We start from the raw sequence: 22,687 nt of genomic DNA, 5'->3' as shown, positions 1-22,687 counted from the left end.
TCAATTTGGACTTTTCTTTTTTTTGGGATCACTTGAAGGAGGAGTAAATGGTTATATGAAAATTAATATATGAAATGAAGTTCTAAAATGGAAGGAAGCGTTGTCTAATAGAATATGGGGTTTACCCTAAATCTGTAATGGTCAGGAGGAAAGCGGGATGAAAAAATACCTTCAAAAAATTGGTCGTTCCTTGATGCTTCCAGTAGCCGTATTGCCGGCAGCAGCCATCTTGATGGGGATCGGCTATTGGATAGACCCAGCAGGATGGGGAGCGGGAAGTCCATTAGCGGCTTTCTTAATCAAAGCTGGTTCTTCCATCATTGACAATATGTCTATCCTGTTTGCTGTAGGGGTAGCATTGGGGATGTCGAAAGGTAAAGACGGATCAGCCGCTTTGAGCGGGTTAGTAGCGTATCTAGTCGTAACGACATTGCTTTCGACAGAATCAGTAGCTATGCTGCAGGGAGTCGATGTTAAAGATGTTAATCCAGCATTTGAGGAAATAGGAAATCAATTTGTCGGAATTCTCTCTGGACTTATCGCAGCCTCTATGTATAATCGGTTTAGTAAGGTCGAACTGCCAGATGCATTCGCTTTCTTTAGTGGTAAACGGCTTGTCCCCATACTTACTGCTGTTGCTATGTTGCTGGTTTCCCTTATATTATTCTTCGTTTGGCCGCTTATCTACTCCTGGTTAGTTATATTTGGTGAAGGTATAAGTGAATTAGGTGCGGCTGGAGCGGGACTCTATGGGTTCTTCAATCGGCTGTTGATTCCAACGGGTTTACATCATGCGTTAAACTCCGTATTCTGGTTTGATGTAATAGGACTCAATGATATCGGCAATTTCTGGGCAGGAAAGGGAATAAAAGGAACCACAGGCATGTACCAAGCGGGATTCTTTCCTGTCATGATGTTCGGTTTGCCTGCTGCAGCTCTTGCCATGTACCATTCGGCAAAAACCAAGAAGAAAAAACAAGTGGCTTCATTAATGCTCGCAGCGGGATTCGCTTCATTTTTTACAGGAGTTACTGAACCATTGGAATTTGCCTTCATGTTTGTTGCACCAGCCCTTTTTGTGGTGCACGCCTTATTGACCGGAATTTCGTTAGCTATTGCTGCAACTTTCCATTGGACAGCAGGGTTTGGTTTTAGTGCTGGATTTATTGACTTTGTTTTGAGTTCAAGGTTGCCCTTGGCAAATGAACCCTATATGCTACTGCTTCAAGGCCTGGTTTTTGCTGTCATCTACTATTTCTTATTCCGCTTCTTGATCGCCAAGTTCAATTTAATGACTCCTGGTAGAGCTGATGACCCAGATGATGGGCTTGAAGGTGGAGGAGAGCATGTACAAGCGGCCAGCAGTGAAGTCGAGTCTAATGAGAGTAAATTCTTTGCTATGGCTTCTGCGATTTATGAGGCATTAGGCGGAGACGATAATGTAATTTCTGTTGATAATTGCGTTACCCGTTTAAGAGTTGAAGTGGAGAATATGGGAGCTGTCGATCAGAATAAAATCAACTCGACAGGGGTTGCAGGAATTAATATCGTTGGTCCTCAAAGCATTCAAGTCATTGTAGGGACGCAGGTACAATTCATAGCTGATGAAATTGAAAAGATCCGAAGACAATAGGGTTTGGGATAAACTGTATTGTGCCTTCCAATTCTACTTATATAAAACTACTGGTTTATGAATGTGAATATATGGATACGCTACGATCAGTATTGTGCCCCTGAATCCAATCTGGTCGTAGTGATTTTAATGAGAAATCAAGAATCTGCCAAAAATAGTGGTGTCATATTAGGGACAAATATAATATTGAAGATTTATCTATATATACTCTGCTCTGAAATTAGAATAAAACGAATCGATGTTCTATAATATATTAAGGGCGTTGGGTAAAGGCTATCAATGAATTTCTTCAGTCTTTCATTTGAAGAGTCAGGATTTCCATATTATCTATTGTAAATGGCTGTGATTTCCTGTAAACCCAACAACAGAAATGATCCTCAAGATTTGTTTAAGCTGTAGCTGCATACATAAATGTCAACCTCTAAGTTTAGAGCATAGGATAACCTTTTAATTTTACTACTTTTTAGTATGGGAGTGGTTCCGATCATGTATCAACAAAAAACCAAGGAAACAGACAGCAGTGTCATTGAGTTCATTGAGAGAGTCGATAATCTTAAAAAGCGTGAAGATGCATATGAATTATTGGATATATTCACAAAAACGACAGGTTTTGAAGCAAAGATGTGGGGACCGAGTATCATAGGGTTCGGTACCTATCATTATAAATATGAATCTGGTCACGAAGGCGATGCCCCCCTAGTCGGCTTTTCACCTCGAAAAGCAAAAATAAGTTTATATCTTGCTCCGGGTGACATAAAAAGGGGAGAATTATTGCAGGCTTTTGGAAAATACACTTCCGGAAAAGGCTGTGTGTACATCAATAAAGTGGCAGATATTAGCATCAATGTTTTGGAAGAATTAATTAATCAGTCTGTAAAGTTTCTGAGAGAAAAATATTCTGAAGTGTAATAAAGGTAAGTGCATGTTTTTTAGATTGAACAAGAAAGTGAGTGGGAACGAAAATGAGAAAAATTAAAGTGGGTATAGTGGGATACGGATTGTCAGGAGCTACATTTCATGCGCCTTTACTTAGTGTATTAGGGCAATTTCAAATAGCGAAAGTAGTCAGTTCCAAACAGGAAAAAGTCCAAAAAGATTTGAAGGACGTGGAAGTGGTAGGAAGCTTGGATGAAATTCTTGAAGACGGATCCATTGATTTGGTGGTTATTACGACACCAAGCGGGTTGCATTTTGAAATGGCCAAACAAAGCTTGTTAGCAGGTAAACATGTCGTCTTGGAGAAACCTATGGTAGTGGAGGCCTGGGAGGCAGAAGAGCTCATTAAGATTGCCGAGGAAAAGAAACTCCTAATAAGCGTCTATCATAACCGGAGATGGGATAATGACTTTTTGACGGTAAAAAAACTTATCAATGATGGTGTGCTTGGGGAAATCAATACATACCAAGTACATTATGATCGATTCAGGCCGGTGGTCAGGGATAGATGGAGAGAAAAGCCAGGCCCGGGATCAGGTATGTTATATGATTTAGGGTCACATCTCATCGATCAAGCCTTGAATTTGTTTGGGTTGCCGCAATTCGTATGGGCTGATGTATTTTCGCAAAAAGAGAATGCCGAAACGGATGATTATTTCCATGTGATATTAGCGTATGAAAAGCTGAGAGTAATATTGCATTCAGGCTCAATCGTTCCGGTTAATGGACCGCGCTTTCAGGTGCATGGAAGTAAAGGATCATTTATCAAGTACGGTCTTGATTGCCAAGAGGCAGCCTTAAGTGAGGGGAAAAAACCGTTGGATGACTCTTGGGGTGCAGATGATCCTGAATTTTATGGTCACTTAGTTACGATTGAAGGAGAAAATGAAACACATGAAACCATTCAAACTCAACATGGTTCTTATTTAACGTATTACCAGGAAGTTGCTGAGAGTATTTTGAATGGGAAAAAAGCTCCGGTCACTGCTCAGGAGGGCCTTTCCGTCATTAGAATCATCGATGCGGCTTTTGAAAGCAGTAAAGGGAAGAAAGCCGTTTATATTAAATGAAATTCATTTTCCCCTTATAACAATATGGAATGAGAAGCACTGTATAAAAAGCGGCCTTTTTAGAGGAAAAGGGCCGCTTTTTATTGTGGTCATTTACACGAATTCCGGTTTATTAGGGAAAAAGCTACCTAAGAGACTTACGGAGCATCTCTGGAATTCGAGCGTTACGTATGATTTGAGCTATTAACACAAGAGTTTGGAGCAAATATTCGAAAGTTGGAAGCGAATTTGTGTATTTGTAACGTTTACTCGTGAATTTTGAGCAAATACTCGTGAGATTCGTACATTTACTCGTGAATTTTAAGCAAATACTCGTGAGATGCGTACGTTTACTCGTGAATTTTGAGCAAATACTCGTGAGATTCGTACATTTACTCGTGAATTTTGAGCAAATACTCGTGAGAATCGTACGTTTACTCGTGAATTTTGAGCAATTACTCTGGTATTCGAACGTTTTACTCGTGAATAAACAGTTTTGGAGGATCACGATTACAAGAGGATAGGATAATAAACATCATAAAAAAACCCCGAATAGTGACCGCTATCCGGGGGTTTTTCTTTATGGTGTTAAAAGGATATTGCTTTCTTCAGCTCTAGGATAATGCCTTCGAATGAAGAGATCGTTTTTGCCAAGCCATGGTGATCATTAATGTAATGATTAAGAGGAAAAGGCCTAACATGAACGGATAGGTGATGTGGACATCATACATCATTCCGGCAAGAGTGGGTCCAAGCACATTTCCGATGCTCATATATGCATTATTCATACCCATTGCAAAGCCCTGCTCATTCCCTGCCATCTTCGAAATCAGCGTGTTCAGAACTGGACGTAAGATGGATGTGGAAAGGAAGATGATTAGTGAGATTAAAAAGAAAATCAGGTAACTTGAAGCAAAAAGTGATAGGAGGAAACCGATGGCTGCAACACTGATAAAGATATTCAACACATTAATTTCCCCGAAACGGCGTACAATCCGGTCAACGACAAACAGTTGAACGATTACGCTGACGATTCCGGTAGCTGTAACCATGACGGCGATGTCCTTAGGACTTGAATTGAATTGATTATCAAGATAAAGACCAATTACTGACTCATATGCCATTAATCCAAAGCTCATTACAAGTGTAATGATCAGTGGGATGAAATAAGGCATTTTTACAGATAAGGCAATCTTGCGAACCATCGATTCATTCTTGGCTTCCGTAGTTTGGGCAACTTGTGCCGTTTCGCTTTCTTTTAAAACAAAAATAGAAAAGACCACTGCTGATAATGATACTAGCGCAGAAATCAAAAATGGAAACTTTAAGCCAAAATCAGCTAAAAATCCACCAATCCCTGGACCGATTACAATTCCCAGTGACATGGCGGCAGATACTAAACTATTACCTTTAGCCCGCTGATCAAATGTTGTGATATCTGCAACGTAAGCAAATATTGCTGGAATAAGCAAAGCGGCTCCAATTCCACCGATTATACGAGAAGCATACAATAACCAAATAGAATTGACTGCATAAAAAATAAACATGGATAAAGTCAAACCGACCAATCCATAAATAATCATTTTTCTGCGCCCAAATTGGTCAGTCCATTTCCCCGCAATTGGCGAAAAGATAAGTTGAGCACCTGCGAAAATGGCGATCATTAGGCCGGCGGCTGTTCCGCCTTGATTAATGGAGGCAAGGTATGCAGGTAAAATGGGAATGATGATACCGAAACTTCCTATTGCTATAAACATATTGATCATGAGGATTATGATCTTTTTTCGTTGTTCTGCTGACATGGACAGCCTCTCTTTCTCTTTGGAAATCAATAACCAATTTAATTCGCATGGTTAATTTTTTGATACGTTAATTATGTTATAGTTTTAGATAGATAGTTGTCAATAAGAAAGGATTGTCAAACATGAATTCAAGTGAATTGTATAATTTACATATTGAGATTAAAGAGCTAAGCAGACTCTCACAGGAATTGGTGGAACCGTTATTGGTTAAATACGATTTGACTTCTGTACAGTTTCGCGCACTGCAATTAATAGTCTTGGACGGATCCATGGCTGCCAAAAATGTTTCGAATCATTTGAAGATCAAACCTGCTGCTGGAACTGCACTAATTGACCGGCTCGAACGGAAGAATTTGATTGAAAGGGTACATAGTGAGGATGATCGCCGGGTCGTTTACATTCAATCCACCGAAAGTGGACGAGAAACCTATCATTCCATCAATATGTGTTTCGCCAAAATCTTTCGTGACTTTTATAGCGTCTTAAATGAAGAGGAAACCGTACGCCTTAAACAAATCGTGGGGAAACTAACCGAACATGTGTCGTCATGTTTAGAGAATAAAATATAGTCTTACTAAAGGGTAATGGTTCCATTATAATAGAAAGAAAAAGCATCATCGTTCATCTCAACTGGTCCTTTTTTAATAAAGCAGTGAATTCTTCTCTAATCTCACTGCTTTTAGGGGGTGAATTATCAGAAAAGTCAATTAACTATAAGTGTTTTCACAAACTTTTTGTTTTTAACCATACCCATAAATTTATTCTGTTTTCGCTTTTTTTCCATTCACCGGTGGTCTAAAGGTCAGGTGAAACGGACTTAGTCATCTAAGGATTTTTTCTCAGTGACTCTTCATGATTAACGAACCAGGCAGAGGATTGCGCTTCATTTAAATAAATATAAGCAATGAAAATAATAATAGAAGGAGTTGGGTAAAATGTTTTCACCATTAACCCCCATGGATTGGAAGCGCAGGGCCGTAAAATATTATCCTCATAAAGTGGCTGTCATCGATGAAGAGAAAGAGTATACATACAGAGAATTCGGGAACCGGGTCGATCAACTTTCCAAAGCATTGCTTTCTTCAGGAATTGAAAAAGACGACCATATTGCAGTAATGCTGCCAAACACTCATTATATGCTGGAATGCTTTTATGGCATTTGTCAAATCGGTGCGATCATGGTGCCATTGAATTACCGGCTTTCTGCTGAGGATTTGGAATATATTATCAAGCATAGCGATTCAAAAATATTAATAGTCGATGAGGAATTCACGGCTCCAATCGAGAAAATCTTAACTGAATTATCATTGGAAAAAATCATTATCGTGCCTGTTGAAGGGCATGAAACCACTTTACCTGGAATAGACTATGAGAATTTCATCCTGCATGCAAATGATGGAGTTGGACTGCCAGAGGGTGAAATCGATGAAAATCAGCTTTTGACTATTAATTATACGAGCGGAACGACATCGAAACCAAAAGGGGTAATGTTGACACATCGCGGGAATTACATGAATGCTGCCAATTTCATATATCATCTTGGTTTAAAGCATGATGATGTGTACCTCCATACCCTGCCAATGTTTCATGCCAATGGGTGGGGCGGCGTATGGGCGATCACGGCTGCTGGCGGGACTCATGTATGTTTAAGAAAAGTTGATCCCCCTCATATCCTCCATTTATTCGAACAGCATAATATTACATTGTTATGTGGAGCACCAACTGTCGTCAATATGCTAGTGAATGATCCTAAAGCAAAAGATACTGATATCAAGGTACGGCCACGGATGGCAACGGCAGGTGCTCCTCCAGCAGCAGCGCTTATTCATAAAGCTCAGGAAATCCTTGGTTTGAATATGATACATGTCTATGGATTAACGGAAACTTCCCCGTTTATCCTATATAACGAGTGGAACGATGAATTTGAAGCTAAATCAGCGGAAGAACAAGCCATAATAAAGGCAAGACAAGGTATTGAATTGGTTTTTAATGGGGAAACGATGGTGGTCAATCAAGGCGGGAAAGAGGTCGCTTGGGATGGGAAGGAATTAGGGGAAATCATCACTCGCGGAAATGTTGTCATGGAAGGGTATTATAAGGATCCGGAAAGGACGGCCGAAGCCATTAGGGATGGCTGGTTTTACACTGGGGATCTGGCAGTTACCCATCCTGATGGATATATTGAAATACAGGACAGGGCAAAGGATTTAATCATTTCGGGAGGAGAAAATATTTCTTCGACTGAAGTGGAAGGGGTATTGTATAAACATCCTGATGTATTGGAGGCGGCGGTTATTGCCATCCCAGACGATAAATGGGGTGAAACGCCTAAGGCAATCATTGTACTGCACCCCAATGTGGAAGTGACGAAAAATGAGATCATTACCTTTTGCCGCTCAAAAATGGCTCACTTTAAAGCACCGACAAAAGTTGAATTTGTAGAGTCTTTACCGAAAACGGCAACGGGAAAACTGCAAAAATATCGTTTAAGGGAAATCCATTGGAAAGGATCGAAAAAGGTAAATTAAAGGCTTTAATAGGAACGGGATATATAGTAAGGTGTTGTCATAAAAAGTTAAAATCAAATAAAGTACGGCAAATAACAAGACCAAGAATGCTTTTGAATAAGCATTCTTGGTTTTTGTATTTATGGAAAGCGCCATTTCCTCTGTAGTACTAGGATCGAGATAGATTAATTAATGAGGGCCTCTAAATGAAAGATTTGACTTTGTGTAATATATATACGTTATTTTAGATAAACTTGTTTTATTACCACTAGCATAGACTGATATATGATAAGCGTGTTTTCCGGAATAATATGCTGCTATTAAACTATTAGGACTGCCAGCAAGTGCTGATGCCAGTGCAGTAGCTACTCCTGCTGGTGCGTTTGGGCCACCTGCAAACACAAGAGTTCTTACGATGCTTAACGATGTTGTTCCCTTTTGATGAGCCTTTACCATCTTTCCTAATTGGGTATTTGTTAGTTTAGCTTGATGAGCAATAGGTTTGCTCATTTCAATGTTGCCTGCTGTTGGTTGTATTTGTATAATATCGTACTATATAACTATATGCGGGAGGTCAAGATAAATATGGAAACTAAGGAAAGGAGTTTTAAAAGAGTAATAATTGTACTTATTTCGATATGTCTAGGTTTTATAATCAGGATGTCCTCAGTAATAATAGCTGATCGAAATTTATTTTCTATGTACAACATAGACATATTAATTTTATTTATAGCAATAATTGGATTAATTATATGGTTGAATAAAAAGAAAAAAAGGATATAAATCAGTTTGTAGACAAAGGGGTTCTATCTAAATTTTGAAACAAAGTTGATTGGAGCGAGTGTGCTAGACTCCTTGCGGAAAAGCGTGTATAGGTGAGACCCCATAGGCGCAAAGGCGTCGAGGGCGGTCTGCCCGCGGAAAGCCGGGTGCCTGGAGGCAACGTTCAAACCCTTTAAACCCTTTAAACCCTTTTGTCTTTAGTCTGACTTAGAGTTAGTTTTTTTAAAAAAAGCATTATTTCCGGATAATTAGAATAGAAACTTACATCAATGGATTTTGTGAATTCGTAAAAAAAAAAGGCGGGACGAAAAACAGATTGTTTTTCGTCCCGCCTTTTTTTTATGAATGGCACGAAAAAATTAAAAAAAGCTAATAAGATCATATTATATGAAGAAACTAAGAAGCACATAGAAAAATAAGCGTTGATCTAATAAAAATTATGTAAATTCAAATCAAACATTATAACGTTATATTGATTAGTTTGAGGATATATGATAATCTATTTTTGTAAAGAGATGAAATGAATCCTCACAATTCATTGGAAACGTATACAATGCTACTTACAATCGATAGGATTTACCGAAAAGGATGAGGAAAATGACAGGTAGGCTAGTTCTGAAAAATGTAAGGATGTTAGAGGGAAATGCAGCGGATATCATATTGGAAAATGGGATGATTAAAGAAATCGCTCTGCCCGGAACTGCAACTGGAGATGAAATAATAGATTATGAGGACAAAGTTGTTGTTTCCAGCGGCTGGATTGATATGCATGTACATGCCTTCCCAGAATTTGATCCTTATGGTGACGATGTTGATGAAATTGGATATAAAACAGGTGTAACAACGATCATTGATGCAGGAAGTACCGGGGCTGACAGGATATCCGATCTTGTTAGCAGTTGTGAAAATTCCAAAACGAACGTTTTCGCCTTTCTGAATATTTCGCGGATTGGATTGAAAAGGATTGATGAGTTATCGGATATTTCATGGCTGGACGAAGTGGAATTAAGAAAAGCTATTTCCGAGCACGGTGATTTTATCGTTGGACTAAAAGCGAGAATAAGTAAAAGTGTGGTTGGTCCAAATGGTGTCGAGCCATTAAAAATCGCTAGGAAGTTCTCGGCTGATACTGGTTTACCATTAATGGTTCATATCGGTTCAGGGCCGCCTGATATTAAAGAGGTCCTTGATTTACTTGAAAAAGAAGACATTATTACACATTACTTAAATGGTAAAGCCAATAATTTATTTGATGAGAATGGAGAACCCTTACCTGAGTTCAGTAAAGCAATTGAACGTGGTGTGCATTTGGATGTCGGTCATGGGACAGCAAGTTTTTCTTTTCCGACTGCTGAAACGGCGAAGGAGAAGGGGATCCGCTTCAATACGATCAGTACGGATATATATCGGAGAAACCGAGTAAATGGGCCAGTTTTTAGCATGGCAAGTGTGCTTACTAAATTTTTGTATCTCGGATATCCATTAAAAGAGGTAATCGATGCAGTTACGGTTAATGCCTCAGCTTGGTTGCATAAGCCAGAGCTGGGAAGGATTGCAGTTGGGGATATTGCGAACCTGACACTATTCTCAATCGAAGATGAGTCGACCCTTTTACTGGATTCCGAAGGCGAAAAAAGAATGGCAGATAAAAGAGTTGTCGTAAAAGGAGTGGTTATAAATGGAGAGTTCATTAAATGCTAAATACGGCCTGAAAAGAGTCATCAATGCAAGCGGAAGAATGAGCATATTGGGAGTTTCTGCTCCAACTGACACGGTGATGGACGCGATGAAAAAAGGCGGACAAAATTATGTTGAAATCTCTGATTTGGTCGATAAATCTGGTCAGCATATAGCAAATTTACTTCAATCCGAAGCAGCGGTTGTCGTAAACTCTGCATCCAGTGGAATCGCCCTTTCCGTAGCAGCGATCGTGACTGAAGGGAACAGAAGGAAAAGCGAAAGACTTCATCAAGATCCTATTCAAAAAAATGAAATCATCATGTTGAAAGGCCATAACGTCCAGTATGGTGCACCGGTTGAAACCATGATTTACCTTGGTGGCGGAAAGTTGGTTGAAGTTGGGTATGCAAACGAAGGAAAGGCAGAGCATATTGCGGATGCCATTAATGAAAATACTTCCGCCATTTTATACGTAAAATCACATCATGCCGTTCAAAAAAATATGATATCGGTCGAAGAAGCATGGGAAGTGGCCAAAACAAATAATATCCCTCTGATTGTTGATGCGGCAGCGGAGGAAGACCTGGAGAAATATGTACAATTTTCCGATTTAGCGATTTATAGTGGGTCAAAAGCCATTGAAGGACCAACATCAGGTATCGTAGCTGGCAGAAAAAAATATATCGGATGGCTAAAGGTTCAATTGCATTGTATCGGCAGGAGTATGAAGGTCGGTAAGGAAACTACCTTTGGGCTGCTTCAGGCTTTGGATGAGTATTTTGTCAAAACGGATAATAGCGAGAAAGAAAAAGCAAGTTTACAAGTGCTCACATCACTCGATTCAATCAATGGCGTAAAAGTAACGATTGTACAAGATGAAGCGGGTCGTGCCATATATAGAGCACGTATTTCCATCGATCCTTCGGTTACGGAAACAACGGCGAAAGAAGTGAACGAGCAGCTTAGAAATGGCGATATTGCCATTTATACGCGTGATTATGGTATACGGCAAGGGTTTTTCGATATAGATCCACGTCCATTGCAAGGTGATGATATCAACGTAATTGAAGCTCAGTTAAGAACCATTTTAGGAGGAAATCAAGGATGACTAACATAAACAAACGGTTTTTTAATGATCGTGTAGCCCTGAATGTACTAGCTAATAGTGTGGAAAATGCAGTGGAAGTCTTTGAAGCAGCGGAAGGTCATGTATTGGTGGGTGTTCTTTCTAAGGATTATCCAACTGTAGAAGCTGGCGTTACAGCAATGAAAGAGTACGGGGAAGCTATTGATGAAGCAGTTTCAATTGGTTTGGGCGCTGGTGATAATAGACAGGCAGCAGTTGTAGCAGAAATTGCAAAATACTATCCCGGCAGTCATATTAATCAGGTTTTTCCAAGTGTAGGTGCTACAAGGGCCAATTTAGGTGAGAAGGATAGTTGGATAAATTCACTTGTTTCTCCAACTGGTAAAGTTGGTTATGTGAATATTTCCACTGGTCCAGTAAGTGCAGGTGCAAGTGAAACTGCCATTGTCCCTATTAAAGCCGCCATAGCATTGGTTCGTGATATGGGTGGAAATGCTCTGAAATACTTCCCGATGAAAGGGCTGAAGCATGAAGATGAATATCGTGCAGTGGCAAAAGCTTGTGGCGAAGAGGGGTTTGCTTTAGAACCAACTGGTGGAATCGATTTAGAAAATTTCGAAACCATTCTGGAAATAGCTTTAGAAGCAAAAGTGCCTAAAATCATTCCCCATGTCTATTCTTCCATCATCGATGAAGAAACTGGAAAAACGAATGGGGAGGATGTACGAAAATTATTAACCATAACCAAAAAATTGGTTGAAAAGCATGCCTAAAAGAATTGTAGCATTCGGAGAAGTGATGATGCGTTTGCAGGTACCAGGTTATGAAATGCTAACACAGGCTAACACATTACAATACTCCTTTTCAGGCACGGGGGTAAACGTTGCTTCTGCGATGACAAAGCTTGGGCATGATGGGTATCTTGTGACAAAACTACCAGATAACCCGCTTGGGGATTCGGCGGTTTCTTCTTTGCAGCGCTTAGGTATTGGACGCGACTTCTTCTATAGAGGCGGAAAATACTTGGGGATGTACTTTTTGGAAAATGGTTTCGGACAACGGGCGAGCCGTGTCACCTATTCAAATCGACTGGAAAGCAGTTTTAATACAGCGTCCTTATCCGATTATGATATGGATATGATTGCGGAAAAAACGGATATCATCCATTTTTGTGGAATCACGCTTGCGATGTCAGAAAACGTTCGAGAAAGTATGAAGGTTCTGGCTAGAAAAGTCAAAGAAAAAGGCGGTACGGTCTGTTTCGATTGCAATTACCGCCCTTCCTTATGGGAGGGAGGTTACGCTGACGCTAAGCCTCATTATGAGGAAATGCTTTACTTGGCTGATATCGTCATGATGAATGAAAAAGACGCTTTATATATTTTAGGAATGAAGTCAAAAGGCTCCACGAGAGAAGAGCAGCTTAATGAGTTAATTCCTGAAGTGGCTAAAAAATTCAATATTCTATCGATAGCAGGGACACATCGTTCGATCAACAATGATAATACCCATACATTGAGGGGATACATGTACAAGGAAGAAACATTTTACTTTTCCGATATCTTATCATTTTCCGTATATGATAGAATAGGTTCAGGCGATGCATATACCAGCGGAATTTTACATGGCGAAATGCAGGAATATTCCCCTGAAAAGACAGTTCGCTTTGCGGCTGTATCAGGAATGCTGGCGTGTACTGTCGTTGGGGATACTCCTTTGGCAACCGAAAAGGAGATACTCTCGGCAATGGAAGGTAAAATGGAAGATATTAAGAGATAAAAGGCAGGAGATCAGGAATGAATGTGAACAGAAAAAATGGACCGATGTATTTACAGATAAAAGAAATATTGAAGGATCGTATTTTACACGGGGTTTATGCCATCGACACAAACATTCCCTCTGAGCCTCTATTGGAAGAAGAATTTAATGTAAGTAAGGTCACTGTCCGCAATGCAATTAAAGAACTCGTGCAAGAGGGTTATGTTGAAAAGAAAAGCGGCAAAGGCACTAGAGTCATTGCTAATGGTTCGATTGTCAAACTTTCTAAAGGAAAGCGTTTCACAGAGCTATTGGTGGAGGAAGGGCACTTCATGGTAAAAAAAATGTTAAACATAAGCCAAGTTGACCTTTCTTCAGACTCTAAGCTGCATTCTTTATTTGGTGACCACTGCATACGAATCGAACGAATATATTTATTGGATAATGAACCTTATATTTACTTTACACATTATGTTTCACTTGATCTAAACCATGATGAGATAAAAGAGGTCCAAATCAATTCTTTGTACCGCTTTTTGGAAGATCAAAACGTCAAACTTGAAACATTCAGAGATGAGTTTGCCGTTACTATCGCTTCCGATAACATTTGCGAAACACTGAAAATCGAAAACAATAGTCCGGTACTAACAAGGATTCGGATTTCCAGTGATGGGGACGGGAATGTCATGGAATATAGTGAAGGATATTATAACACGGCCAAACAGAACTACATTGTGACTTATAACGAGCCGGTACAATAATCGATTTATTGTATTGGTTCAATTGTAAGCGATTTCTTGAAGGTGGGAAGAACATATGGAGCTATATTTATTAGGAATCACGCTGTTAGCAATCGTCATTGTTATTCTAGGGGTATCATGGTGGAAATGGCATGCATTCATAAGCTTGACTGTAGCCAGTTTATTTTTAGCTGTGTTTTCTGGTCTGCCTATGGACAAAATTGTAGGAGCTTATGAAACCGGTGTCGGAGCTGTACTTGGACATCTTATTGGCATCTTGGCCTTAGGGACCATTTTAGGGAAGATGATGTCCGACTCAGGTGCTGGTATGCAGGTAGCTGACTTCTTCATTCATAAATTCGGCGTGAAAAATCTGCCATGGGCCATGCTTCTTTCTGGTTTCATCATCGGTATTCCGGTATTTTTTGAAGTTGGTTTAGTCATATTGCTTCCTTTGGTCATTTCCATTCGTAAGTCAACCAAAGTGAACATCTTATTAATCGGAATACCAGTGCTTGCCGGATTATCGATCGTGCATGGGCTGGTACCACCGCATCCAGGAGCCATGACAGCAATAGGAATCTATAATGCAAACATGGGCCACGTACTTCTTTACTCCTTGATCATCGCATTCCCGACAGCTGTGATTGCAGGACCTTTATTCGCAAAATGGATTCATAAACGGGTCATTCCTGTTGGGGAACCTGATTTAATCAGAGTGGAAACAAAATCAAATGGATTACCAGGAACAGGAATTTCGTTCTTTATCATCCTTCTGCCTGTATTGTTAATGGTCTTAACTGTCGTGGCGCCTTATCTGCCACTACCGGGTTCCATTGAAAAGTTCTTATTATTTATCGGCAGTCCAGTGATCGCCTTATTAATCTCTTGTTTTGCAGCATACTATTTCTTGGGCTACCGACAAGGTATGGACAAATCACTAATTAAAAAGTTAACGGAAGAATGCTTGTTGCCATTAGCTTCCATAATCCTTATTATCGGTGCGGGTGGCGGATTCAAGCAAATTTTAATTGATAGTGGTGTAGGGACTGCAATCGCTTCCATGTCTGAAGAAATATCATTATCACCAATCGTACTAGCATTCCTGGTGGCCGGATTGATCCGGATTGCCACTGGTTCTGCAACCGTCGCTTTGACCACGGCTGCTGGAATTGTTTCACCGGTCGTTGCCAATATGACTGGTGTTAACTTAGAATTACTTGTTATTGCCACGGGAGCCGGTTCCCTTATGTTTTCCCATGTTAACGACGCCGGTTTCTGGTTAGTGAAAGAATATATGGGATTAACTGTTAAAGAAACATTCAAAACCTGGACAGTCATGGAAACTTTACTTTCTTTTGTGGCATTCGGCCTTGTTTTAATATTGGACATATTCATATAGTCTGTATAAGGAAATTTTGCAATTGCCAAAGTAAGCTTCCGTGAAATGTCATTAGTGACATTTCACGGGGGCTTTTCAATTTGGAAAATATAAAGTGATGGTTCCTTGTTAGTAAATGAAAAGGGATTGAATATCTTTAAGTTAGTCCGATGCAACTGGCCAGTAACATTTTTTCTCGAAGTGGTATCCCAATGACAGGGGTATTTAGTATTATCCAGAATATGTTTGTTTTGCACCTCGAAGATATAAATCCTGACAGAGCCTTTTATATTGAAGGATTGACAGCTTCCCGTTTACATATTCTTTCTGAATATAATCCAACAATTCATTGGCATGATTAGGCTTTTGACGTTTTTCCTGAATATAATGGAGTATTAAAACTTCTATAGTCACACACTCACCTTACTTGACAAGTATTTTTTTCATTAACAATATAACACGGGTATTCAAGTAATTATCATTTTTTGAATATTTTAACTATCGACATTTTTATACAAAAAAAGAAATGGTTTGAGGGAAATGGACAAACTTTTTTCGGCGAATGAGAAAAGAGGTATACCAATTGGTATGAGCTCTTTTTACTCTTAATAACCCTATAATAAACCTGCTTGATGTTTTCAAGATGATCGAATGAATGGGGGGGATGGAAAAATGGTTATAAACGTTGATCTAAATCCAAAAGAAGGTGAAAAAGCCCCTGAGAATTCAAGGGCTGTAAATTCTATTAATGATATAACCCCATGTTCGCACTGAGTTTACAAGGAGCCTACGATCTCACTTCATACTTGGATTTTTTGCTCAGTCAAAGGCGATAAAGATAGTTCTGCCGCTTCTTTTTTTATGGAGAATATATATGCTCCCAAACCTAAAATGGCTGCGAAAATCAGCATGGCAATCGATGTACTGAAGTCCCCTCCAGATAAGTCGCGAAGCCAGCCCATAATATAGCTGGAAAAGCCGCCCATGATATTCGTGAATCCTAACAGACCCGCAGCCCGTCCGGCGGTTTGGGGTGTTGAGTATTTTACCATGAGCATATTACTTAGGTGGAATACACCGCCTTGACATCCCATTGCCAGTCCCATACATATCCCGGCCATAATAGGATTGGGAATGAAGACTGCTACTGTTAAAAAGACAGCTGTCAATGAAAATAGAATCGAGGCCATCAAACTTGGACGCCTCGTTTTGTCGGCGAGATAACCGCATGCGACGACAAATCCTAAAGCAAATAGCCAAGACAGGGAAGTAATGCTTGACATCCCTTCCTTTTCAAACCCTTTCGCTTCGATAAGATAGGTAGGGAGCCAAATGCTGATGCCGAAAAAAAGGAAAGAACATACGAGCATGCCGAACCAGACTATCCAGAAACGATAATCCTGAGCGAAACTTTTATTCTCAGAAGCATTGCTTTCATTATCTTGGTCATACGATTGGCGAATGAATGCCAATTCTTCCTTACTGACATGGGGGTGCTCTTCAGGTGTATTTCTAGTCATGAAGATGAACATAGGGATATTAATAATTAAGTTGAAGGCTGCAAGCATAAAGAAAGCGGCTTGCCAGTGGAGTAAAGATATTACGAGAACCAATAAAACGGCTCCAATCGCCGGACCTAAATAGTTTCCGGTAAGCCATGATGCCTGGGCCTTACCTAATTCCCGTTTATTAAACCAGTTGGATATGAATTTCCCTGATACAGGTATCATCATCCCCTCACCAAAACCAAGAATGATCCTGCTTAATAAAAACACTTCATATGAATTTGCCAGGCCAGAAGTAATCATGGTAATTGTCCAGACGAATAAACCGGCGATGGCTGTTTTTCGAGCACCTAATTTATCGATGATGAAGCCCCAAAAAAGATTGGACACTCCATAAGCTATGGTGAAAACAAAAGAAAGAAGACCGATTTTTGCATTTTTATCATCGCCTGTTATACCGAGCGCGTTCAAGAATTCTGGATCAGTTTGAATGATGGAAATGCCAACCTTATCAATTTGTCCAAAAAACCAAAAGAAAAAAATGGGAACGGCAATATACAACCATCTTTTTTGCCCATTTAACATAATACCATCTCCTTGTCTATTGTTAGCATTACTTAAAACACTCTTAACAATTACCCGTGAAAATAAGTGAATTACGGTAATTAAGAAATCTACTATTGATGAATTCACTTTAAGGGACCAAATTTCGCCTTTCTTCAAAATACTGACAGATGAATATGCATGATTAGTGTTTTGTTAGGAAAACATGGTTTTACTTTATTAACGATAAAATAAATAGATTTGATTGTCAATTTAATATTTTGATAATTTTTTATTTTTAGAATAAATAAACGGTGGATTATTTTTCGTCGTATCCTGCATGCAGAAACCTTTCTTGAGAATCAGATGAAGGACCACTAATCAAAATGGAAGGAGATTTGATTTTTTGTGTAAATAAAGTAATTTATATCAAATTATTAAAAATTCTGACTTATTCATATTGAATTTAAAATCAGAAAAATCTATAATTCAGGTATAATGTTTTATATGTGAAATACTTATTATGGAAAATCACAAGATGTAAATGACGGAACATATGAGTGATCTTTTTTATTTTTTCTTATTTGCATATTTCAATATAATTGGGTGATCAAGATTCATTCAGTGTTATTCTATCGGTACGTCAATGAAGATAGACCGTTCGAATAGTTTTATATATGTAAATATGATTTAATTAATAAACACATAAACTATTTATCCATGAAGAGAAAAGGATTGTGAGGTTAGAAAGGATGCCAATTAGTCAACTAAAAGAATACTCGATACACTATCGGGAATCGGGAGAAGGTAAAGCTCTCGTTATCCTGCATGGTTTAGGGAATAATTCTCAATCATGGAGTCAACAGCTCAGTCAGATGAGTGAAGAATTTAGAGTAATTGCCTGGGACGCACCAGGGTACGGGGAAAGCTCCGATCCTAAAGCAGAATTTCACGAATTTTCACAGTTTGCGGATGTCTTGAAAGAATTTCTTGATAGTCTTGGTTTGCAATCCGTTAACCTACTCGGTCATTCGATGGGCTCGGCAATCGCTATTGATTTTACAAGCCGTTTCCCGGAAATGGTTGATGCCTTGATCATTTCTGATGCGACACGTGGGGCAGCTGGTGTTAGCCTAAAAGAAAATAAGCGAAAACTCGAGAATAGATTACAGTCCATCGATACGTTAAAACCAAGTGAACTTGCAAAAAAAAGAGTGAAAGCGCTAGTGTCGCCAAATGCTCCTGCAGAGGTGGTGAAGGAAGCTGAGCGCATCATGTCGCAAGTGCGTCCTGCTGGATATCGTTCTGTCTCTTACTCTTTATCAAATTTAAACCAAATGGATATCCTTTCTTCCATTACTGTACCGACATTGGTGATGTGTGGTGAACTGGATCAGGTCACACCTGTGAGTGAATCAAGAATTTTTCATGAATTGATTTCGAATTCCGAATTTGTCATCGTACCGAATACCGGCCATTTATGCTATCAGGAAGATCCAAGGGTGTTCAATGAATTGGTTACACAGTTTTTACAGAGACAATTGGCCAAAAATGAAGCAAGCAAGATACAAAACATTTACTAAGTAACTTGCAGGCTAAGTTGTACATATACTGCAAGTTTTTTCTTTCAAGGTGTCAATTTTTAATACAGTCAGCGTAACTGAATAGTTTTTTTACAACGGGAGGAATACTTGAATGGCAAGCGAAGAGAAAGAGAAATATAGTGCGAATTCATTGGTAAGAGGCTTGGAAATCATTAAGCTCTTTAATGAACTACAACCGAGTTTATCGCTTTCAGAAATTGCAAAACAACTGGGAGTAAGCAGAACTGTACCCTATCGATTATTATTTACATTACAAAATATTGGATATCTGTCACAGGATGAACATACAAAACGTTATAGTTTAACCCCTAAAGTCCTTGAATTGGGTTTCAGTTATTTGTATAGCTTGAAATTCCAGGAAATAGTCCAGCCTTATATGGAGACTCTTCGTGATGAAATCGGAGCCTCCTGCCATCTGTCCATTTTGGATGGGCAGGAAGTTGTGTATGTAGGAAGTGCCCCTATCAGAGGGGTATCCGCCGTCAATGTAAACATAGGTTTACGACTGCCAGCACATGCGTTGGCCAATGGGAAATTACTTTTGGCTTATCAGCCGAAAGAAATGCTTATGCAAATGTTCAAAATCTCAAACCTCACTCCATATACAGACAAAACCCTTACAACGCCGGGTGAGTTTCAAAAACAGTTGGAATCCATTCGGGAAAATGGTTATTCAATGACAAGCGGGGAATTCCACCCAGGGATCCTTTCCGTTGCCGCTCCAATTTTTGATCGGACTGGAAAAGTATTGGCTGCCTTGAATGTCGTGGCAACAGAGTCGGCTTACCAGGAAGATTTCATCGATAAAATCGCCTTGCCGAAACTGTTGGAGGTATCTCGGCAGTTATCCGTTTATATGGGATATAGTGGAGCTAAGCCGTTTCAACATGATGATTTCTTATAATGTTTAAGTGTCAATCTGAAAAATGAAATTTCGATAGTGTGGATACCTTTATAGGGTATCCACATTTTTTTGTCGTTTTGAAAATGAACTATTCGGTTGAGATGTTTCAAGTTATTCCAAGAGAGTGGATTGTTCGGATTATAAAAATAGTTTTAAATATTCTAAAAACTCATTGACAATGTAAGGGTTTCATTTTAGAATTAATTCATAGATAAAACAATGTTTTGCTAATGAAACACAATGCGAGTTAGAAACAACCAATAAGGGAGGATTTTTAAAATGACAAAAGAAACCTTTTCAGTGAAAGACTTTGAAAAAAAACATGTTGCTAGATTGAAAGACCGTACACTTGATTGGAACGTCTTGAAATTCCAAGAAGAAGTCGATCCAGCTTATAAACGTGCACAGATGAGGTATATCGGACGTGGGGCCACGGCGAATAACGATACGAATGTAATTGCTGGTGAGCATTTTACACTCAGTACAATGGTGCTTCCCCCGGGATGTATCGGACCTTTACACCTTCACGATGATGTAGAAGAAGTGTTTTTCATTCTTGAGGGTGAAGTTACGGCTTTGATTCAAGAAGATAGCTATAGCGAAGTGCATGAGATCAAACTAAGTGCAAGAGACTGCATCAGCAGCCCGCCTGGAGTATATCGGGGAATTAGAAATGACGGCGATGTCGAGGCGCGCATGCTTGTAATGCTTGGGGCAGTGAAGCCTAACCTGCCAACATATCCTGAAGGAAGCGCGCTGGAAGAACTACGTAAGCAACGCTCCAAAGAAAGAGAAGCCATCATTAAAGACTGATCATTTTACCAAAGAGGGGCACCTGCATTATGAAAATTAATGAGGCGCCCTTTTCGATTAGATTGTTAAATGTGGTCGATGCAACCTATCAAAAAAGCAATCTATTTTATGGGAGGTATAAAAAAGATGCTTGGAATTACTCATTTACGACATATTGGTTTGATTACGCCGAATTTTGACGAGCAAGCAGTGTTTTATGAAAAGGTTTGGGGACTGGATAGAGTGGATGTTCCAGAAGAAGAGAATACCGTTTATTTTCGCGGCGCTGGACCGGAACATCATATTTTAAGCCTTCATAATGGTGAAAAACGTGGGTTGCACCATATATCTTTCGGCATGGTCGATAAAAATGCAGTGGACCGTGCAGCTGAGATATTGCAATCAAAGGGAGTTCGAATTATTAAACAACCTGGATATTTGGAGGAAGCAGGTGCTGGTTATGGCCTGAGGTTCATCGATCCAGAAAACCGAGTGATTGAGCTTTCAGCTTGGGTGGAGGTTCAAACATCCGTTTGGAACAATAAAAATGTAGATCCAGTGAAACTGAATCATGTTGTCATGAACACAAAAAACTTAGATATGATCGTTGAGTTTTATACAGATGTACTTGGTTTTAAAGTGACTGATTGGAGCGAGCACCAAATGTCTTTTCTAAGGTGCAATAGGAAGCATCACTCCATTGCCTTTAACCAAGATGTACATGCCTCCGTCAATCATATTGCATACGAAGTCGATTCCGTGGATGAACTGATGCGCGGCATAAGCAATGTTCGAAAAGCGGGGCTGTCAGAACTCTGGGGACCTGGGCGTCATGGCCCTGGAGACAATATTTTCTGTTATTTTCAGGACCCAGGCGGTTTCGTTATGGAGTATACATGCTATTTGGAAACGATTGAAGATGAATCAGAATGGAGAGCACGTGTATGGAAACGGGTACCGCACTTAATGGATCAATGGGGTATTGCTGGGCCTCCGAAGCCCGAAGCACGCAAGGCAATGGGAGGAGATCCTGATCCGGGCTGGGTGGATGCTGAAATAGATGATTCAGTCTTGGCGGAAAAATGAGAAGAAGTTACATTATCCGCCATTTCCCATCCGCGTAAAGTTACCTTTTTGTACTATTAAGGGACAGCGTTTAAGGAAAATGGCTTTGAAAAGGAGTGATGAGAATGGATTTAGGTTTGAAAGGAAAAGTGGCTGTCATTATGGGCGGCACGTCGGGCGTGGGCTTAAAAACAGCAGAAATGTTTTTAGCTGAGGGAGCGAAAGTGGCTATATGCGGCAGAAGCAGCGAGCGTATGGAAAATGCCCAAAGTCATTTGCTCACATTTGGTGATAAGGCAGATATCTTTGCATCAACTTGTGATGTCACCTCAAAGTCGGATGTGGATTCTTTTATTAATGGGACGGCTGAAAGGTTCGGCGGGATCGATATATTGGTGAATGCAGCCGGTCAAAGCGTGATGGGTTACTTTTTTGACATTACGGATGACCAGTGGGATGAACAAATTCAATTAAAGTTTTTTGCCATTATATATGCGGTTCGTGCTGTGCACCCTCATTTAGTGAAAAGGGGAGGCGGTCGGATCATTAATATTAATGCAACACTTGCTAAAGAACCGGAACGTCACATGGTAGCGACTGCAGCAGCACGGGCTGGTCTCTTGAATTTAAGCAAAACGCTGTCCCAGGAACTAGCCTTTGACAATATACTAGTGAATTCCGTGAGTCTTGGATTGATCCGGACCGATCAATGGGAGCGTAGAAGATTGAAAAATGCACCTGATATGGATCCGGAAGAATATTACGGTGATCTTGCGAAGAAACGGAATATTCCACTCGGTCGTGTAGGCGAAGCAGAAGAAGTCGCCAGTGTCATTGTTTTCCTTGCTTCAGACAAAGCAAGTTATGTAGCGGGTTCGACAATTGAAACGGCAGGAGCGATCGGTAAGGCATTATAAT

21 protein-coding genes are annotated in these 22,687 nt (G+C 39.8%); 17 read left to right on the top strand and 4 right to left on the bottom strand.

Annotation, left to right across the window (positions count from 1 at the left end):
* Positions 1–157 precede the first annotated feature (157 nt).
* From nagE to LQ203_RS05085, 4 genes are all read left to right on the top strand, one after another.
* Positions 158–1,633 (top strand): N-acetylglucosamine-specific PTS transporter subunit IIBC, encoded by a 1,476-nt coding sequence (nagE, locus tag LQ203_RS05100; protein WP_230156306.1) that lies wholly within the window; start codon positions 158–160, stop codon positions 1,631–1,633.
* Between the two features lie 486 nt (positions 1,634–2,119).
* A complete protein-coding gene (locus LQ203_RS05095) occupies positions 2,120–2,542 on the top strand; it encodes a DUF1801 domain-containing protein (protein WP_230156305.1) in 423 nt (140 codons plus the stop codon).
* Between the two features lie 53 nt (positions 2,543–2,595).
* Positions 2,596–3,639, top strand: coding sequence for an oxidoreductase (locus tag LQ203_RS05090; protein ID WP_230156304.1), 1,044 nt, complete (start codon positions 2,596–2,598; stop codon positions 3,637–3,639).
* Positions 3,640–3,911: 272 nt separating this feature from the next.
* Positions 3,912–4,142, top strand: a complete 231-nt coding sequence (locus LQ203_RS05085) for a hypothetical protein (protein WP_230156302.1) — start codon at positions 3,912–3,914, stop codon at positions 4,140–4,142.
* Positions 4,143–4,232: 90 nt separating this feature from the next.
* Here LQ203_RS05085 and LQ203_RS05080 read toward each other — a convergent pair whose 3' ends face one another.
* Positions 4,233–5,420 carry an MFS transporter gene (locus LQ203_RS05080; protein ID WP_230156300.1) on the bottom strand — a complete coding sequence of 396 codons (1,188 nt, stop codon included), beginning with the start codon at positions 5,418–5,420 and terminating at the stop codon, positions 4,233–4,235.
* 122 nt (positions 5,421–5,542) lie between these two features.
* On the opposite strand from LQ203_RS05080, the gene LQ203_RS05075 reads away from it, so the two are divergent.
* Both LQ203_RS05075 and LQ203_RS05070 read left to right on the top strand, forming a co-directional pair.
* Positions 5,543–5,989 (top strand): MarR family transcriptional regulator, encoded by a 447-nt coding sequence (locus LQ203_RS05075; protein ID WP_230156298.1) that lies wholly within the window; start codon positions 5,543–5,545, stop codon positions 5,987–5,989.
* Between the two features lie 366 nt (positions 5,990–6,355).
* Positions 6,356–7,948: a long-chain-fatty-acid--CoA ligase gene (locus tag LQ203_RS05070; protein ID WP_230156296.1), complete on the top strand. Its 1,593-nt coding sequence runs from the start codon at positions 6,356–6,358 to the stop codon at positions 7,946–7,948.
* Between the two features lie 168 nt (positions 7,949–8,116).
* Here the strand turns inward: LQ203_RS05070 and LQ203_RS05065 are convergent, their stop codons facing one another.
* Complete coding sequence (locus LQ203_RS05065; RefSeq protein ID WP_230156294.1) at positions 8,117–8,437, bottom strand: hypothetical protein; 321 nt, start codon at positions 8,435–8,437, stop codon at positions 8,117–8,119.
* Between the two features lie 870 nt (positions 8,438–9,307).
* Here LQ203_RS05065 and LQ203_RS05060 point away from each other — a divergent pair.
* From LQ203_RS05060 to LQ203_RS05035, 6 genes are read left to right on the top strand one after another with little or no spacing between them, the layout of a single operon-like run.
* Positions 9,308–10,411 (top strand): amidohydrolase/deacetylase family metallohydrolase, encoded by a 1,104-nt coding sequence (locus LQ203_RS05060; RefSeq protein WP_230156293.1) that lies wholly within the window; start codon positions 9,308–9,310, stop codon positions 10,409–10,411.
* Positions 10,389–11,498 (top strand): DgaE family pyridoxal phosphate-dependent ammonia lyase, encoded by a 1,110-nt coding sequence (locus LQ203_RS05055; protein WP_230156292.1) that lies wholly within the window; start codon positions 10,389–10,391, stop codon positions 11,496–11,498. Before LQ203_RS05060 ends, LQ203_RS05055 begins: the two co-directional genes overlap by 23 nt.
* On the top strand, positions 11,495–12,250 hold the full coding sequence (locus LQ203_RS05050) for a KDGP aldolase family protein (RefSeq protein WP_230156291.1): 756 nt from the start codon (positions 11,495–11,497) through the stop codon (positions 12,248–12,250). The genes LQ203_RS05055 and LQ203_RS05050 overlap by 4 nt, the downstream gene beginning before the upstream one ends.
* The gene (locus tag LQ203_RS05045; RefSeq protein WP_230156290.1) at positions 12,243–13,256 is read left to right on the top strand and encodes a sugar kinase; all 1,014 of its coding nucleotides are present in this window, start codon (positions 12,243–12,245) and stop codon (positions 13,254–13,256) included. The genes LQ203_RS05050 and LQ203_RS05045 overlap by 8 nt, the downstream gene beginning before the upstream one ends.
* 17 nt (positions 13,257–13,273) lie before the next feature.
* Positions 13,274–13,996, top strand: a complete 723-nt coding sequence (locus LQ203_RS05040) for a GntR family transcriptional regulator (protein WP_230156289.1) — start codon at positions 13,274–13,276, stop codon at positions 13,994–13,996.
* Positions 13,997–14,051: 55 nt separating this feature from the next.
* Positions 14,052–15,377 carry a gluconate:H+ symporter gene (locus tag LQ203_RS05035; protein ID WP_230156288.1) on the top strand — a complete coding sequence of 442 codons (1,326 nt, stop codon included), beginning with the start codon at positions 14,052–14,054 and terminating at the stop codon, positions 15,375–15,377.
* Positions 15,378–15,587: 210 nt separating this feature from the next.
* Here LQ203_RS05035 and yppF read toward each other — a convergent pair whose 3' ends face one another.
* The gene (gene yppF, locus LQ203_RS05030; RefSeq protein WP_230156286.1) at positions 15,588–15,770 is read right to left on the bottom strand and encodes a YppF family protein; all 183 of its coding nucleotides are present in this window, start codon (positions 15,768–15,770) and stop codon (positions 15,588–15,590) included.
* Between the two features lie 386 nt (positions 15,771–16,156).
* Entirely contained in the window at positions 16,157–17,446 is a 1,290-nt protein-coding gene (locus LQ203_RS05025; RefSeq protein WP_230156285.1) for an MFS transporter, read from the bottom strand.
* 710 nt (positions 17,447–18,156) lie between these two features.
* On the opposite strand from LQ203_RS05025, the gene LQ203_RS05020 reads away from it, so the two are divergent.
* From LQ203_RS05020 to LQ203_RS05000, 5 genes are all read left to right on the top strand, one after another.
* Complete coding sequence (locus LQ203_RS05020) at positions 18,157–18,987, top strand: alpha/beta hydrolase (RefSeq protein WP_230156284.1); 831 nt, start codon at positions 18,157–18,159, stop codon at positions 18,985–18,987.
* A gap of 112 nt (positions 18,988–19,099) precedes the next feature.
* Complete coding sequence (locus LQ203_RS05015; protein WP_230156283.1) at positions 19,100–19,912, top strand: IclR family transcriptional regulator; 813 nt, start codon at positions 19,100–19,102, stop codon at positions 19,910–19,912.
* A 279-nt stretch (positions 19,913–20,191) separates the two neighbouring features.
* Positions 20,192–20,725: a cupin domain-containing protein gene (locus LQ203_RS05010; RefSeq protein ID WP_230156282.1), complete on the top strand. Its 534-nt coding sequence runs from the start codon at positions 20,192–20,194 to the stop codon at positions 20,723–20,725.
* 126 nt (positions 20,726–20,851) lie between these two features.
* On the top strand, positions 20,852–21,790 hold the full coding sequence (locus tag LQ203_RS05005) for a VOC family protein (protein WP_230156281.1): 939 nt from the start codon (positions 20,852–20,854) through the stop codon (positions 21,788–21,790).
* A gap of 104 nt (positions 21,791–21,894) precedes the next feature.
* On the top strand, positions 21,895–22,686 hold the full coding sequence (locus LQ203_RS05000) for an SDR family oxidoreductase (RefSeq protein ID WP_230156279.1): 792 nt from the start codon (positions 21,895–21,897) through the stop codon (positions 22,684–22,686).
* Position 22,687 lies beyond the last annotated feature (1 nt).

Origin of the sequence: Peribacillus sp. Bi96, from assembly GCF_918698115.1 — a bacterium.
Classification (GTDB): Bacteria; Bacillota; Bacilli; order Bacillales; family DSM-1321; genus Peribacillus.
Note: the sequence above shows the minus strand (reverse complement) of the source record. Positions and strands in the feature narration are given on the sequence as shown.

Excerpts from the sequence above, each read along its gene's own strand:
- nagE (WP_230156306.1), top strand. The coding sequence starts at position 158 with ATGAAAAAATACCTTCAAAAAATTGGTCGTTCCTTGATGCTTCCAGTA.
- LQ203_RS05095 (WP_230156305.1), top strand. The coding sequence starts at position 2,120 with ATGTATCAACAAAAAACCAAGGAAACAGACAGCAGTGTCATTGAGTTC.
- LQ203_RS05090 (WP_230156304.1), top strand. The coding sequence starts at position 2,596 with ATGAGAAAAATTAAAGTGGGTATAGTGGGATACGGATTGTCAGGAGCT.
- LQ203_RS05080 (WP_230156300.1), bottom strand. The coding sequence starts at position 5,420 with ATGTCAGCAGAACAACGAAAAAAGATCATAATCCTCATGATCAATATG.
- LQ203_RS05075 (WP_230156298.1), top strand. The coding sequence starts at position 5,543 with ATGAATTCAAGTGAATTGTATAATTTACATATTGAGATTAAAGAGCTA.
- LQ203_RS05070 (WP_230156296.1), top strand. The coding sequence starts at position 6,356 with ATGTTTTCACCATTAACCCCCATGGATTGGAAGCGCAGGGCCGTAAAA.
- LQ203_RS05065 (WP_230156294.1), bottom strand. The coding sequence starts at position 8,437 with ATGAGCAAACCTATTGCTCATCAAGCTAAACTAACAAATACCCAATTA.
- LQ203_RS05060 (WP_230156293.1), top strand. The coding sequence starts at position 9,308 with ATGACAGGTAGGCTAGTTCTGAAAAATGTAAGGATGTTAGAGGGAAAT.
- LQ203_RS05055 (WP_230156292.1), top strand. The coding sequence starts at position 10,389 with ATGGAGAGTTCATTAAATGCTAAATACGGCCTGAAAAGAGTCATCAAT.
- LQ203_RS05050 (WP_230156291.1), top strand. The coding sequence starts at position 11,495 with ATGACTAACATAAACAAACGGTTTTTTAATGATCGTGTAGCCCTGAAT.
- LQ203_RS05045 (WP_230156290.1), top strand. The coding sequence starts at position 12,243 with ATGCCTAAAAGAATTGTAGCATTCGGAGAAGTGATGATGCGTTTGCAG.
- LQ203_RS05040 (WP_230156289.1), top strand. The coding sequence starts at position 13,274 with ATGAATGTGAACAGAAAAAATGGACCGATGTATTTACAGATAAAAGAA.
- LQ203_RS05035 (WP_230156288.1), top strand. The coding sequence starts at position 14,052 with ATGGAGCTATATTTATTAGGAATCACGCTGTTAGCAATCGTCATTGTT.
- LQ203_RS05025 (WP_230156285.1), bottom strand. The coding sequence starts at position 17,446 with ATGTTAAATGGGCAAAAAAGATGGTTGTATATTGCCGTTCCCATTTTT.
- LQ203_RS05020 (WP_230156284.1), top strand. The coding sequence starts at position 18,157 with ATGCCAATTAGTCAACTAAAAGAATACTCGATACACTATCGGGAATCG.
- LQ203_RS05015 (WP_230156283.1), top strand. The coding sequence starts at position 19,100 with ATGGCAAGCGAAGAGAAAGAGAAATATAGTGCGAATTCATTGGTAAGA.
- LQ203_RS05010 (WP_230156282.1), top strand. The coding sequence starts at position 20,192 with ATGACAAAAGAAACCTTTTCAGTGAAAGACTTTGAAAAAAAACATGTT.
- LQ203_RS05005 (WP_230156281.1), top strand. The coding sequence starts at position 20,852 with ATGCTTGGAATTACTCATTTACGACATATTGGTTTGATTACGCCGAAT.
- LQ203_RS05000 (WP_230156279.1), top strand. The coding sequence starts at position 21,895 with ATGGATTTAGGTTTGAAAGGAAAAGTGGCTGTCATTATGGGCGGCACG.